The organism is Streptomyces sp. NPDC001068, assembly GCF_042897315.1.
Lineage (GTDB): Bacteria > Actinomycetota > Actinomycetes > Streptomycetales > Streptomycetaceae > Streptomyces.
Window position 1 is genome coordinate 258,227 of sequence record NZ_JBIAYD010000007.1, and the last position, 13,418, is coordinate 271,644.

Below are 13,418 nucleotides of genomic sequence, written 5' to 3' on the forward strand. Positions count from 1 at the left end.
GGCACCTTTGTGTCCTTCACACGGCCCACCAACGGTCTCGGGGACCACCGCCAGCCAATCGGGAAGCACGGGAAGAGATGTCGGCACCCAATAAGTCGTACGACCCTGTCGAGGTCGAGGCGTTGAAACCGGAAGAGATCGAGCGCATGCGGGACGAGGCGCTCGCCGCCTTCGCCGCCGCGGACTCCCTCGACGCGCTCCAGGAGGCCAAGGTCGCGCACACCGGGGGCACCTCCCCGCTGTCGCTCGCCAACCGCGAGATCGGCGCCCTGCCCCCGCACGCCAAGGCCGCCGCCGGAAAGCTGGTCGGCCAGGCGCGTGGCGCGGTGAACAAGGCGCTCGCCGGTCGTCAGGAGGAGCTGGAGGCCGAGCGTGACGCCCGGGTGCTGGTCGAGGAGGCGGTGGACGTCACACTGCCCCACGACCGGGTACCGGCCGGCGCCCGCCACCCGCTGACCACGCTGTCCGACCGCATCGAGGACATCTTCGTGGCCATGGGCTACGAGGTCGCCGAGGGCCCGCAGGTCGAGGCCGAGTGGTTCAACTTCGACGCCCTCAACATCGGCCCGGACCATCCGGCGCGCGGCGAGGCGGACACCTTCTTCGTGCAGGGCCCGCGGGGCGGCACCGAGTCCGGTGTCGTGCTGCGCACCCACACCTCGCCGGTCCAGATCCGCTCGCTGCTCGGCCGTGAGCTGCCGGTGTACGTGATCTGCCCGGGCCGCGTCTACCGCACCGACGAGCTGGACGCCACCCACACCCCGGTCTTCCACCAGGTCGAGCTGCTCGCCGTCGACGAGGGCCTGACCATGTCCGACCTCAAGGGCACCCTGGACCACATGGTCCAGTCGCTGTTCGGCGAGGGCATGAAGACCCGGCTGCGGCCCAACTTCTTCCCCTTCACCGAGCCCAGCGCCGAGATGGACATGCTGTGCTACGTCTGCAAGGGCGAGTCCGTCGGCAACCCCGACCGGCCCTGCCGGACCTGCTCCTCCGAGGGCTGGATCGAGCTGGGCGGCTGCGGCATGGTCAACCCGCGGGTGCTGACCGCCTGCGGCGTCGACCCGGAGAAGTACAGCGGCTTCGCCTTCGGGTTCGGCATCGAGCGGATGCTGATGTTCCGCCACAACGTCGAGGACATGCGAGACATGGTCGAGGGTGACGTCCGGTTCACCCGGCCGTTCGGGATGGAGATCTGATGCGGGTCCCGCTTTCCTGGCTGCGGGAGTACGTCGACCTGCCGGCCACCGAGACCGGCCGCGACGTGCAGGCCAAGCTGATTTCGGCCGGCCTGGAGGTCGAGACCGTCGAGCAGCTCGGCGACGGCCTCAAGGGCCCCCTGGTCGTCGGACAGGTCCTCACCATCGAGGAGCTGGAGGGCTTCAAGAAGCCCATCCGCTTCTGCACCGTCAACGTCGGTGCCGCCAACAGCACGGGTGCGCCGCAGGAGATCGTCTGCGGCGCCCGCAACTTCGCCGTCGGCGACAAGGTCGTCGTCGTCCTGCCCGGCGCCGTGCTGCCCGGCGGGTTCGCGATCAGCGCCCGCCAGACGTACGGCAGGACCTCGCACGGCATGATCTGCTCCAGCGACGAGCTGGGCATGGGGTCCGACGGGACCCACGGCATCATCGTGCTCCCGCCGGAGACCGAGGTCGGCAGGGACGCCATCGAGCTGCTCGAGCTGGTCGACGAGGTCCTGGACATCGCCGTCACCGCCAACCGCGGCGACTGCCTGTCCATCCGCGGCGTGGCCCGCGAGACCGCCATCGCCTACGGCCTGCCGCTGCGCGACCCGGCGCTCATCGACGTGCCCGGCCCGAACGCCTTCGGCCACCCGGTCCAGGTCGCCGACCCGATCGGCTGCGACCGCTTCACGGCGCGCACCGTCACCGGGCTGAGCCCGGAGGCGCGTTCCCCGATCTGGCTCCAGCGCCGCCTGCAGAAGGTCGGCATGCGCCCGATCTCGCTCGCCGTCGACGTCACCAACTACGTGATGATGGAGCTCGGCCAGCCGCTGCACGCCTACGACCGGAGCCTGGTCCAGGGCACCATCGGGGTCCGCCGCGCGGCCGAGGGCGAGAAGATCGTCACCCTCGACGGCGTCGAGCGGAAGCTGCACGCCGAGGACCTGGTCATCACCGACGACCGCGGCCCGATCGGCCTCGCCGGCGTCATGGGCGGCGCCGACACCGAGATCGCCGACCACGACGACGCCGAGAAGGCCACCTCCGACGTGGTGATCGAGGCGGCCCACTTCGACGCCGTCGCCATCGCGCGCACGGCCCGCCGGCACAAGCTGTCCTCCGAGGCCTCCCGCCGCTTCGAGCGCGGGGTCGACCCGCAGGCCGCGGCCGCCGCCGCGCAGCGCACCGTCGACCTGCTGGTGCTGCTCGCCGGCGGCACCGCGGACGCCGGCGTCACCGAGGTGATCGCGCCGTCCGCCCCGCACACCATCACCGTCGCGGCGGACCACCCCGACAAGGTCGCGGGCGTCGAGTACGGCCGGGAGACCGTCGTACGCCGTCTCCAGGAGGTCGGCTGCGACGTCTACGGCCAGGACGAACTGATCGTCACCGTGCCGTCCTGGCGGCCGGACCTGTTCGAGCAGAACGACCTGGCCGAAGAGGTCATCCGGCTGGAGGGCTACGAGAACCTGCCCTCCACGCTGCCCAGGCCGCGCTCCGGCCGGGGGCTGACCCACCGTCAGCGTCTGCACCGCCGGGTGGGCCGCGCGCTCGCCGGGGCCGGTTACGTCGAGGCGCCGAACTACCCGTTCGTCAGCGAGCAGGTCTTCGACCAGCTGGGCCTGGCCGCCGACGACCCGGCCCGCCGTGTCGTCCGGCTGACCAACCCGCTCAACGACGAGGAGCCCGCGCTGCGCACCTCGCTGCTGCCGGGTCTGCTGGGCGCGCTGCGCCGCAACGACGGGCGCGGCGCGCACGACCTGGCGCTCTTCGAGACCGGTCTGGTCTTCCTGCCCCACGCGGAGCAGGGCGTCGCCGGTCATCCGCCGGTCGACCGCCGTCCGACCGACGCGGAACTCGCCGCGCTGGACGCCGTGCTGCCCGAGCAGCCGCGCCACGTCGCCGTCGTCCTCGCGGGCGCCCGCGAGCAGGCCGGCTGGTGGGGCACGGGCCGTCCGGCCGACTGGGCCGACGCGGTCGAGGCCGCGCGTACGGTCGCGCGGGAGACCGGTGCCGAGCTGATCGTGCGGTCCGGCCAGTACGGGCCGTGGCACCCCGGCCGGTGCGCCGAGCTGGCGGTCGTCGCCGACGGCGCCGAGCGGGTCGTGGGCCACGCGGGTGAGCTGCACCCGCGGGTGGTCAAGGCGCTGGGGCTGCCCGCGCGCGCCTGCGCGATGGAGCTGGACCTGGACGCGCTGGAGCGGGCCGGCCACGGTGTGCCGCAGGCGCCGAGCATCTCGGCGTTCCCGGTGGCCACGCAGGATGTCGCCCTCGTGGTGGACAGGCCGGTCCCGGCCGCACGGGTCGAGGCCGCGCTGCGCGAAGGCGCGGGTGAACTCCTCGAGGCCATCCGGCTGTTCGACGTGTACGAGAACGCCGCGCAGCTCGGCGAGGAGAAGAAGTCGCTGGCCTACGCGCTGCGGTTCCGGGCCGGTGACCGGACGCTGACCGTGGACGAGGCGTCGGCGGCGCGGGACGCGGCCATCGCCCTGGCGGGGGAGCGTACGGGAGCGGTGCTGCGCGGCTGAACGCCGTGAGGGGAACTGCCGTCGGCCGGCTGCGGGTTGTGGCCGGCCGGTCGCGCAGTTCCCCGCGCCCCTGAAGGGGTGCCCCACCGAGGGCGCCCACGGGTACTGCTACCTGCATAAATGCAGCTGTTGGTTGGTGGTCACTCGTTTGGGTGAGATCCATCTGACACATGGCCTTTCGGGGCATGCCGTCGACAGAATCGGACCGGCCTTTCGGGGTCGGTCCGTCTGTTTCTGTCAGGGCCTACTTGGGGGCCATCGGCATGATCCGCATCAAGGCTGGGGTTCCCCACAGAAGGCGGCCCCGGACCAGTTCCCGGTCCTCGCGTTGTGCGCTCACCCTGGGGTTGCCCACGGTGTGGGGCGCCGTGGCCGTCTCCTACAAGTTCGGATGCCCGCTGGCCGAGCAGAGCGGGCTCGGCGCGCGCATCGTCACCAGCGCCGTGTTCTTCGCGGTCGGCACCGGGCTGATACTCCACGTCCGCGGGGCCCTGCTCAGAGAGCTGCGGCAGGCGCGCAAGGTCGCGGGCGCCGCGCAGAGCGTGCTGCTGCGACCGCTGCCGCCCCGTCTCGCCGGGCTGAACGTCGCCGCCGCCCAGCTCTCCGCCGACCAGGGAGCGGCCATCGGCGGCGACCTCTACGAGGCGGTCGCCACCGAGCACGGCGTCCGGGTCGTGATGGGCGATGTGCGCGGGCACGGACTGGCGGCCATCGGTACCGCCGCGGCCGTCCTCGGCAGCTTCCGGGAGGCCGCCCACGACGAGCCCGAACTGGGCCGGGTACTGGGCCGGCTGGACCGCGCGCTCGCCCGGCACCTGCGAGAGCGAGCCAGAGCCGAACACCCGTCCAGCGGCCAGGACCCGGACAGCCCGGTCGCCGAGGAGTTCGTCACCCTGCTGCTCCTGGAGATCACGGCGGACGGCGACGTGTGGGCCGTCAACTGCGGCCATCCATGGCCGTATCTGATCAACGGGGCGGGAGTGGACACCTTGTCGGGAGCCGATCCGCTGCCGCCGCTCGGCCCCTTCCCGCTGCCACCGGACCTCGCCGCCACCCACTGCGGGTACCTGCTTCCCGACGACTCCCTGGTCCTGTTCACGGACGGAGCGGAGGACGCGAGAGACGCCCGGGGCCGCTTCTTCTCGCTGCCGCAGGCCCTGGCGCGAGCCGTACGGGACCGGCCGGTGTCTCCGCAGAACATCCTCGGGACGGTGTTCACCGCCCTGCTCGACCACACCAACGGCCGCCCCACGGACGACATCGCACTCCTCGTGCTGAACAACGAGCCCGCACAGCGACATGCCCTTCTCGGGGCACGGAGCACCGCGCGAGCGACCCCCGCCCACCCCCGGCCGACGACGCACATCTGACCCCGGACCATCGGCCGGGCCACCGCACTGTTCGAGGGGGGAGCCGGCGGCCCGGCCGGCCTCTTGCGAGGCAGTTCAGTCAACCGGTCCGGCACACTCCGCAACAGCGCGCGCACGCTGCGGATTCGCGCACTCCGTTCACACCCCGTGTGAACACCCACGCACTACGCTGACGGCACCAGGCCAATCGGGGGGCATCCATGCAGCCCAACTCTCTGCTCGACGCGATCCTGGACGAGGCGGGGATCTCGCACGCCGGTCTCGCCGCCCACGTCAACCAGGCGGGCCGGCCCCGTGGACTCACGCTCCGCTACGAACACACCGCCGTGGCCCGCTGGTTGAAGGGGCAGCGACCGCGCGGCCAGGTACCCGACCTGATCTGCGAGGTACTCGCGGCCCGGCTGCACCGCACGGTCACGCTCGACGACATCGGCCTCGGAGTGCCGGGCGAGCCCAGCGTCCCGCACACCTCCTCGCTCTCCGGGTTCGTGGAACGGGCCACGGCGCTGTGGCGCTCCGACGAGCAGCAGCGCCCGCACATACTGGGTGTTCCCGCCGTCACCGGCACGCCCGCCGTGATGCCGGTGTGGGAGTGGGAGAACCCTCCGGAGGACGTGGACGTCTCGCGCGGCGGCCGGCACCGGGTCACCCCGGCCGATCTGGAGATGCTGCGCTCCGCCCGCGCCCACTACGAGCAGATGTACCGCAAGGCCGGCGGCATGGCGACCCGTACCCGGGTCGTCGGCTTCCTGAACGCCGAGGCGGCACCGCTGCTGCGGGGCAGCTACACGGACGCGACGGGGCGTCAACTGCACCGCGCCACGGGCGGCCTGGTCGCCATCGTGGGGATCTGCGCCTACGACTCCGACGCGCACGGCCTCGCACAGCGCTACTTCCACCAGGCGCTGCGCCTGGCGAAGGCGAGCGGCGACCGGGGGCTCGGCGCGTACGTCATCGCGCTCCTCGTCAACCAGGCTTTGTTCATGCGGGAGTTCCGCCAGGCCGTCGCGTTCGCGGAGGCCGCGCTGCGGGCGGCGGGCAAGCACATCACCCCGGCGCTCGCCTCCGACCTCTACGCGATGCAGGCCAAGGCGTACGCGCACCTCGGCGACGGTACGAGCGCCCTGTCCTGCATCCGGCGGGCGGAGACGGCCGCCGAACGCATCCGGCGGGGCTACGAACCCGACGAGACCGGCTATGTCCAGCCCGGCCTGGTCAATGTGCAGGTGGCCGAGGCGCTGCTCAGCCTCGGCGAGCTCGCGGCCGCCCGGGAGCACGCCGCCGCGGCCGTCGACAACCCGGCCCACGACCGGGGGCGGGTGCACCGGCTGGCCATGCTCAGCACCATCGAACTGCGGCAGGGGAACGCGGACAACGCGGTGGCCACGGCCGTGCAGATGGCCGAACAGGCCCGAGGAATGGAGTCCCAGCGGCTGCGCGACAGACTCCGCGCGGTGCGCGAGCACCTGGTGCGCAGCGGTTCGTCCGGTACGGCGGAGGCCGCCGAACTCATCGACAGCGCACTGCGCGTACCGCTGTAGACCGTGCGCCCACGGGCCGGGGCGCGTTGTGGGTCTGAGAACTCCCTGCTGCGATATTGCCACTTACTCGGCGGAAGGTGGCAGAACCGTGCAGTGGGTGAAACTGAACGAACAAACTGTGTACAAAAACCGCTGGTTCAGCGTCAATCTCGCAGATGTCGAGCTGCCGGACGGCCGGCACCTCGACCACTTCCTGATAAGGCTGCGGCCGGTGGCCGTGGCGACGGTGGTCAACGAGGCGGGCGAGGTCCTGCTCCTGTGGCGCCACCGTTTCATCACCGACAGCTGGGGGTGGGAACTCCCGGCCGGGGTGGTCGAGGACGGCGAGGACATCGCCGCCGCGGCCGCCAGGGAACTGGAGGAGGAGTCCGGCTGGCGGCCGGGGACCCTGCACCACCTCATGACGGTGGAGCCGTCCAACGGCCTCACCGACGCCCGGCACCACATCTACTGGTCCGACGAGGGCGAGTACGTCGGCCACCCCGTGGACGATTTCGAGTCGGACCGCCGCGAGTGGGTCCCTCTCAAGCTCGTCCCGGACATGATCGCCCGCGGGGAGGTCCCGGCCGCCAACATGGCGGCCGCGTTACTCCTGCTGCACCACCTGCGCCTGGCCGACGACTAGTGGGCCAACGCCTGCCAGACGGTGACGACGAGGGCGCCCAGCGCGGTGACCGCGGCGATCGAGGGCAGCGGCCAGCGCGCGTTCTCCAGCAGGGCGAGGCGGCTGTTCAGATCGTCCAGTTCCTTGGCCGTCTCCTGGGTGCGGTGGCTGAGCAGGTTCAGTCCGCCCTCGACCCGGGCGTAGCCCACATCGAGGCGGCGACGTAACTCTGCGAGTTCTCCCTGGACCACGGGATGCTCTGGTTCGGTGGCCACGGGTCCGCTCCTTCGCGTAGTCGGAGATGTCGTTCCGCATCCCTTTGCATGCGCATGAAGAGTGAACTCGCCTGGTGAGCGCGTGGGGAGAGTGTGCGCGGGGCATATGCGTGCCCGGAGCGCACACGGTGTGTGAAAGACACGGGCCCGGCCCCGACGACGGTGCCGGGCCCGCGAAGCATCGCTCCCTGTAGCCGGAGCCACCGCGCTCAGCCACCCGGTTGATCTTCGCGGCCCCGGCCTCGGCCGCGACCTCGGCCTCGGCGAGACCACCCGTTGAAGGAATCCGGCCGCCGGAGGCCTCAACTCCCTCGGACCCCACGACGATCCACGAAGGCCGCTCCCCGAACTGCTGGGAGCGGCCTTCGTCGTGTCGTGGCGCGGGCGCCGACTCGCGGTGTGCGCGGGTCAGCCGTACGTGTAGAACCCCGACCCCGTCTTGCGCCCCAGCCGGCCCGCCTCGACCATGCGCTGGAGCAGCGGGGGAGCGGCGTACAGCGGCTCCTTGTACTCGGTGTACATGCTGTTGGCGATGGAGACGATGGTGTCCAGGCCGATCAGGTCCGACAGCTTGAGCGGTCCCATCGGGTGGGCGCAGCCCATCTCCATGCCGTTGTCGATGTCCTCGCGGCTCGCGATGCCGGACTCGAACATCCGGATCGACGAGAGCAGGTACGGCACCAGCAGCGCGTTGACCACGAAACCGGAGCGGTCCTGGGCGCGGATCGCGTGCTTGCCGAGCACCTTCTCGGCGAAGACCTGCGCGCGGCTGATGGTGCCCTCGGAGGTGGTCAGCGCCGGGATCAGCTCGATCAGCTTCTGCACCGGGGCCGGGTTGAAGAAGTGGACGCCGATCACGTGGTCGGGGCGGGACGTGGAGACCGCCAGCTTCACCAGCGGGATCGAGGAGGTGTTGGAGGCCAGGATCGCGTCCGGGCGGGTCACCACCTGGTCGAGCACCTGGAAGATCTCCGTCTTCACCTGCTCGTTCTCCACGACGGCCTCGATCACCAGGTCGCGGTCGGCGAACTCGCCGAGGTCCGTGGTGAAGCTGAGCCGCGCCAGCGTGGCGTCCCGCTCCTCCTCGCTGATCTTGCCGCGCTCGGCGGCCTTGGCCAGGGAGTTGAACAGCCGGGTGCGGCCGATCTCCAGGGCCTCGCCGGTGGTCTCGGCGACCTTCACGTCCAGGCCGGAGCGGGCGCACACCTCGGCGATGCCCGCTCCCATCTGGCCGCAGCCCACGACTCCGACCTTCTCGATGTCGGTCACATCGTCCCCTTCGCTGATCTACGGGCGGCCGGCAGGACCTCCGGATCCGGTGCCTGCTCCGTTCGTGCACGTTACCCGTAAGTATCGATGATCGATCGTGCGGGTGCGGGCATCCTGTGGCGCGGAGGCGATCCGTGACCGTGCGGATCCGGAGAGTTAGTGGGTCTCAGGATGGCACAGGTGTCTCGCAGGACGTTCGCGGTGGCGGCGCTGTCGACGCTGGCGCTGGCGGCGGCACCCGGGGCGAGCGCCGCGGCCCGCCCGCGGCACACCGCCACCGAGATGCGGGGCATGTGGCTGGCGACCGTCTCCAACCGTGACTGGCCCTCGCGCACCGGCCTGTCCGCCTCCGCCCAGCGCAAGGAGCTGACCGCCCTCCTCGACAAGGCTGTCGACTACCGGCTCAACACGGTGATGCTCCAGGTGCGGCCCACCGCCGACGCGTTCTGGCCCTCGTCCCACGAGCCCTGGTCCCAGTACCTCACCGGTACCCAGGGCAGGAACCCCGGCTGGGACCCGCTCGGGGTGGCCGTCGAGGAGGCGCACGCCCGTGGCCTGAAGCTGCACGCCTGGTTCAACCCCTACCGGATCGCCAACAACACCGACCCCGGCAGACTGGTCGCCTCGCACCCCGCCCGCAAACACCCGGACTGGGTGGTGCGCTACGGCGGCAAGCTCTACTACAACCCGGGCATCCCCGCCGTCCGCGCCTTCGTGACGGACGCGATCCTGGACGCGGTCGCCAAGTACCCCGTGGACGCCGTCCACTTCGACGACTACTTCTACCCGTACCCCGTGGCCGGGCAGACCTTCGACGACGGCGACGCCTACGACACCCACGGCGGTGACTTCTCCTCCCGGGCCGCCTGGCGCCGGGACAACATCGACAAGCTGGTGACCGGGACCGCCGCCGGGATCAGGAGGCTCCGCCCCGGCACCCGGTTCGGGATCAGCCCGTTCGCGGTGTGGCGCAACGCGACCACCGACTCCCGGGGCTCGGACACCAGGGCGGGCGTGGAGACGTACGACGACCTGTACGCGGACACCCGCAAGTGGGTCCAGAAGAACTGGATCGACTACATCGTCCCGCAGGTGTACTGGCAGATCGGCAACGCGGCCGCCGACTACGCGAAGGTCGTGGACTGGTGGGCCGGGGTGACCAAGGGCTCCGGCACCCGGCTCTACATCGGCGAGGCGCTGTACCGGGCCGGCGGCAAGGGCGAACCCTCCGCCTGGCAGAACCCGGCCGAGCTGTCCCGGCACCTGACCCTGGCCGCCCAGTACCCGCAGGTCGGCGGGCACGTCTATTTCGCGGCCCGGGACGTGGCCGCGGATCCGATCGGCGCGCTGTCACGGGTGGTCGCCGACCACTACCGGCAGCCGGCGCTTCCGCCGGCCTGACCGGCGCGCGGCCGGCGGCCCCCTCGCCGCGCACTACATCTGCTGATGGGTCTCCCGGTGCCTGACCTGGCAGTCGGGACCGGGGGACATGATGGCCTCGTGGCCGTCCTCGAAGCGGACCCGGTAGGGCGGATTGCCCCCGGGGCCCAACACCTGGACGATCTCCGCCACATGGTCGTGCTGTCCGACCACCCTGCCGTGCTGCACAAGCTGGTCGCCCTCGGATGCACGCATGTCCAGGGCCTCCTCACGATCGCGATCGTTGGGTGACGGCGATGCACACGAGCACGGCGGCGGCCGTGAGTGGGGCGGCCGCGGTGAGGTGCTCGCCCAGCAGCAGCACCGACCACACCAGTGTGAGCAGCGGCTGGGCCAACTGCAACTGGCTGGCCTTCGGGACGCCGACGACCGCCATGCCCCGGTACCAGACCACCAGGCCGAGGAACTGCGAGCCCACCGCCACCCACAGCACACCGGCCACCCCGTGCGCGTTCCAGAGGACCGGCTCGTACGACAGCGCGACCACCGCGGCGGGCACGGTCAGCGGCAGACAGCACACCAGCGCCCAGCCGATGACCTGCCAGCCCGGCATGACCCGGGCCAGGCGGCCGCCCTCGGTGTACCCGGCGGCGCACACCACGAGCGCCCCGAAGAGGTAGCCGTCGGCGGTCGTGAGCGCCCCGCCGCTCTGGGCGACGGTGAACGCCAGCACGGCCGCCGCGCCCGCCAGGGCCGCCGCCCAGAAGGTGCGCGAGGGGCGCACGCCCGTGCGCAGGGCCGAGAAGAGCGCGGTGGTCAGCGGGAGCAGGCCCACCACGACGGCCGCGTGCGCGGTGGTGGAGGTCTCCAGGGCGAGCGTGGTCAGCAGGGGGAAGCCGAGCACCACACCGGCCGCGACGACCGCCAGCCCCGCCCAGTGCCGGCGCTCGGGCGGCCGTACCCGCAGGAACAGCAGGCAGCCGCCGGCCAGGGCCGCCGCCAGGACGCTGCGCACCGCCACCAGCGCCCAGGGGCCGAAGCCCTCCAGGCCCCAGGCGGTGGCCGGGAAGGTGAGGGAGAAGGCGACCACCCCGAGGGCGGCCTGCAGGGTGCCGGCCCGGTGGGACCCGACGGCGGCCGGGACGGCCGGGGCACTCGGCGAGGGGTCGACCGCTATCCGACTCGATGCGGTAGCGCTACTCTGTGCTCTCATGCAAGAGCGTAGCAGTGTCCATGAACTGGCGGAACGACTGCGACGGGACCTTCACCGCTACTCACCTGGAGGAAAGCTCCCGTCGAGCCGGGCGCTCGTGGAGCGGTACCGGGTGAGCCCGGTGACGGTCTCGCGGGCTCTTGCCCAGCTGGTCGCGGAGGGGCTGGTCGTCACCCGGCCCGGCGCCGGCGCCTTCCGGGCCCCGCCGCGGGCCGCGGCCGGGCCGGCGGGGGACACCTCCTGGCAGGAGGTGGCGCTCAGCGCCGACGGCGCCCTCGACGTCGTACCCCGCACGGTCGACGCGTCCGGGGTCACGGTCTGCCTCGCCGTCCCGCCCCCGGGCGTACTGGAACTCAGCGGCGGCTACCTGCACGCCTCCCTGCAACCGGAGCGCGCGATGGCGGCGGCCCTGGCGAGGGCCGGGCGGCGGCCCGGCGCCTGGGGCCGGCCGCCCCTGGACGGGCTGCCGGAGCTGCGCGAGTGGTTCGCCCGGGACATCGGCGGCGCGGTCACCGCCGCCGAGGTGCTGATCGCCAACGGCGGCCAGTCCGCCCTCGCCACCGCCCTGCGCGCGCTCGCCCCGCCCGGTGCCCCGGTCCTCGTCGAGTCCCCCACCTACCCCGGCATGCTGGCCGTCGCCCGCGCCGCGGGACTGCGCCCGGTCCCGGTCCCGGTCGACGCGGACGGGGTGCGGCCGGCCCTGCTCGCCGACGCGTTCCGCGCCACCGGTGCCCGGGTCTTCGTCTGCCAGCCCCTCTTCCAGAACCCCACCGGCGCCGTCCTCGCCCCCGACCGGCGCGCCGAGGTGGTCCGCATCGCCCGTGCGGCCGGCGCGTTCGTGATCGAGGACGACTACGTGCGACGGCTGGTCCACGCGGACGCGGGCCCGCTGCCCCGTCCGCTCGCCGCGGACGACCCCGACGGGGTCGTGGTCCACGTGGGCTCGCTGACCAAGGCCACCTCGCCGAGCTTCCGGGTGGCCGCACTGGCCGCCCGCGGACCGGTCCTGGAACGGCTGCGCGCCATCCAGATCGTCGACACCTTCTTCGTCCCCCGGCCCCTCCAGGAGGCCGCACTCGAACTCGTGGGCTCCCCGGCCTGGCCCCGCCACCTGCGCGCCCTGTCGGCCGCGCTGCACACCCGCCGGTCCACCCTCACCGGCGCCCTCGCCCAGCACCTCCCCGAACTGGCCCTCCCGCACGTCCCGTCCGGCGGCTACCACCTCTGGCTCCGCCTCCCCGAGGGCGTCGACGACGGCACCCTGACCGCCGCCGCCCTGCGCGCGGGCGTCGCCGTCACCCCGGGCCGTCCCTACTTCAGCGCCGAGGCCCCGGCCGCCCACGTCCGCCTCAGCTTCGCGGCGGTCGCCGGGACGGGTGAACTCCTGGAGGGGGTACGACGGCTGCGGACGGCCTGCGACGAACTCCTCGGATCCTGACCACCGGACCGGCAGACCCGATCCCCGGGATCCGGCCCGGAAGGTCCGGACCGCGAGATCCGGACCGGGAGAACCGACCCGGGAGATCCGGCCCGCGAAATCCGGCCCGCGAAATCCGATCGACGCCGGCGCGGCCGACCGGCGAGGATCCCGGCATGAGTGACACACCCGGCCCCCCCGAGGGCTACGAGTTCTCCGCCGACACCGACCGGGTGGACGTCGAACGCGTCCACCGCTGGCTTTCCACCGACGCCTACTGGGCGACCGGCCGTCCGCTGGACCAGCACCGGCGGGCGATGGCGGGCTCCCTCAACTTCGGGATGTACGACACGGCGGGCGGGGAGCAGGTGGCGTACGCGCGCGTGGTGACCGACCAGGCGCTGTTCGCCTGGCTCGCGGACGTGTACGTCGACCCCTCGGTCCGCGGCAAGGGGGTCGGCACGGCGCTGGTCGGGGCGATCCGCGAGCACCTGCGGCCGTACGGCGTGCGCCGGGTGCTGCTGGCCACGCACGACGCCCACGGCGTCTACGAGAAGCTCGGATTCGCCCCGCTCGAACACCCGGACCAGTGGATGGCCCTCTACTACGAGGCGCCGAAGTGACATTCCGGTTGACT

12 protein-coding genes are annotated in these 13,418 nt (G+C 72.4%); 8 read left to right on the forward strand and 4 right to left on the reverse strand.

Annotated elements, in window-relative coordinates; translation table 11 throughout:
* Positions 1–77 precede the first annotated feature (77 nt).
* The 5 genes from pheS (at position 78) to ACFY3I_RS21395 (ending at position 7,248) form a co-directional block, all read left to right on the forward strand.
* Positions 78–1,199 carry a phenylalanine--tRNA ligase subunit alpha gene (gene pheS, locus ACFY3I_RS21375; protein ID WP_390861981.1) on the forward strand — a complete coding sequence of 374 codons (1,122 nt, stop codon included), beginning with the start codon at positions 78–80 and terminating at the stop codon, positions 1,197–1,199.
* Positions 1,199–3,712: a phenylalanine--tRNA ligase subunit beta gene (gene pheT / locus ACFY3I_RS21380; RefSeq protein ID WP_390861982.1), complete on the forward strand. Its 2,514-nt coding sequence runs from the start codon at positions 1,199–1,201 to the stop codon at positions 3,710–3,712. The genes pheS and pheT overlap by 1 nt, the downstream gene beginning before the upstream one ends.
* Positions 3,713–3,975: 263 nt before the next feature.
* The gene (locus tag ACFY3I_RS21385; protein WP_390861983.1) at positions 3,976–5,082 is read left to right on the forward strand and encodes a PP2C family protein-serine/threonine phosphatase; all 1,107 of its coding nucleotides are present in this window, start codon (positions 3,976–3,978) and stop codon (positions 5,080–5,082) included.
* 200 nt (positions 5,083–5,282) lie between these two features.
* On the forward strand, positions 5,283–6,623 hold the full coding sequence (locus ACFY3I_RS21390) for a transcriptional regulator (RefSeq protein WP_365287795.1): 1,341 nt from the start codon (positions 5,283–5,285) through the stop codon (positions 6,621–6,623).
* 88 nt (positions 6,624–6,711) lie between these two features.
* Positions 6,712–7,248: an NUDIX domain-containing protein gene (locus ACFY3I_RS21395; protein ID WP_365287793.1), complete on the forward strand. Its 537-nt coding sequence runs from the start codon at positions 6,712–6,714 to the stop codon at positions 7,246–7,248.
* Here the strand turns inward: ACFY3I_RS21395 and ACFY3I_RS21400 are convergent.
* The gene (locus ACFY3I_RS21400; RefSeq protein ID WP_365287791.1) at positions 7,245–7,502 is read right to left on the reverse strand and encodes a hypothetical protein; all 258 of its coding nucleotides are present in this window, start codon (positions 7,500–7,502) and stop codon (positions 7,245–7,247) included. The genes ACFY3I_RS21395 and ACFY3I_RS21400 overlap by 4 nt on opposite strands.
* Before the next feature lie 408 nt (positions 7,503–7,910).
* Positions 7,911–8,771, reverse strand: a complete 861-nt coding sequence (locus ACFY3I_RS21405; protein ID WP_365287789.1) for a 3-hydroxybutyryl-CoA dehydrogenase — start codon at positions 8,769–8,771, stop codon at positions 7,911–7,913.
* A 171-nt stretch (positions 8,772–8,942) separates the two neighbouring features.
* On the opposite strand from ACFY3I_RS21405, the gene ACFY3I_RS21410 reads away from it, so the two are divergent.
* A complete protein-coding gene (locus tag ACFY3I_RS21410; protein ID WP_390861984.1) occupies positions 8,943–10,172 on the forward strand; it encodes a glycoside hydrolase family 10 protein in 1,230 nt (409 codons plus the stop codon).
* Positions 10,173–10,205: 33 nt separating this feature from the next.
* Here the strand turns inward: ACFY3I_RS21410 and ACFY3I_RS21415 are convergent, their stop codons facing one another.
* Both ACFY3I_RS21415 and ACFY3I_RS21420 read right to left on the reverse strand, forming a co-directional pair.
* A complete protein-coding gene (locus ACFY3I_RS21415) occupies positions 10,206–10,406 on the reverse strand; it encodes a DUF1918 domain-containing protein (protein WP_351934048.1) in 201 nt (66 codons plus the stop codon).
* A gap of 13 nt (positions 10,407–10,419) precedes the next feature.
* Positions 10,420–11,364 (reverse strand): DMT family transporter, encoded by a 945-nt coding sequence (locus ACFY3I_RS21420; RefSeq protein ID WP_390861985.1) that lies wholly within the window; start codon positions 11,362–11,364, stop codon positions 10,420–10,422.
* On the opposite strand from ACFY3I_RS21420, the gene ACFY3I_RS21425 reads away from it, so the two are divergent.
* Positions 11,363–12,802: a PLP-dependent aminotransferase family protein gene (locus ACFY3I_RS21425; protein ID WP_390861986.1), complete on the forward strand. Its 1,440-nt coding sequence runs from the start codon at positions 11,363–11,365 to the stop codon at positions 12,800–12,802. The two genes, ACFY3I_RS21420 and ACFY3I_RS21425, sit on opposite strands and share 2 nt — an antisense overlap.
* Before the next feature lie 155 nt (positions 12,803–12,957).
* Complete coding sequence (locus tag ACFY3I_RS21430; RefSeq protein ID WP_390861987.1) at positions 12,958–13,404, forward strand: GNAT family N-acetyltransferase; 447 nt, start codon at positions 12,958–12,960, stop codon at positions 13,402–13,404.
* Positions 13,405–13,418 lie beyond the last annotated feature (14 nt).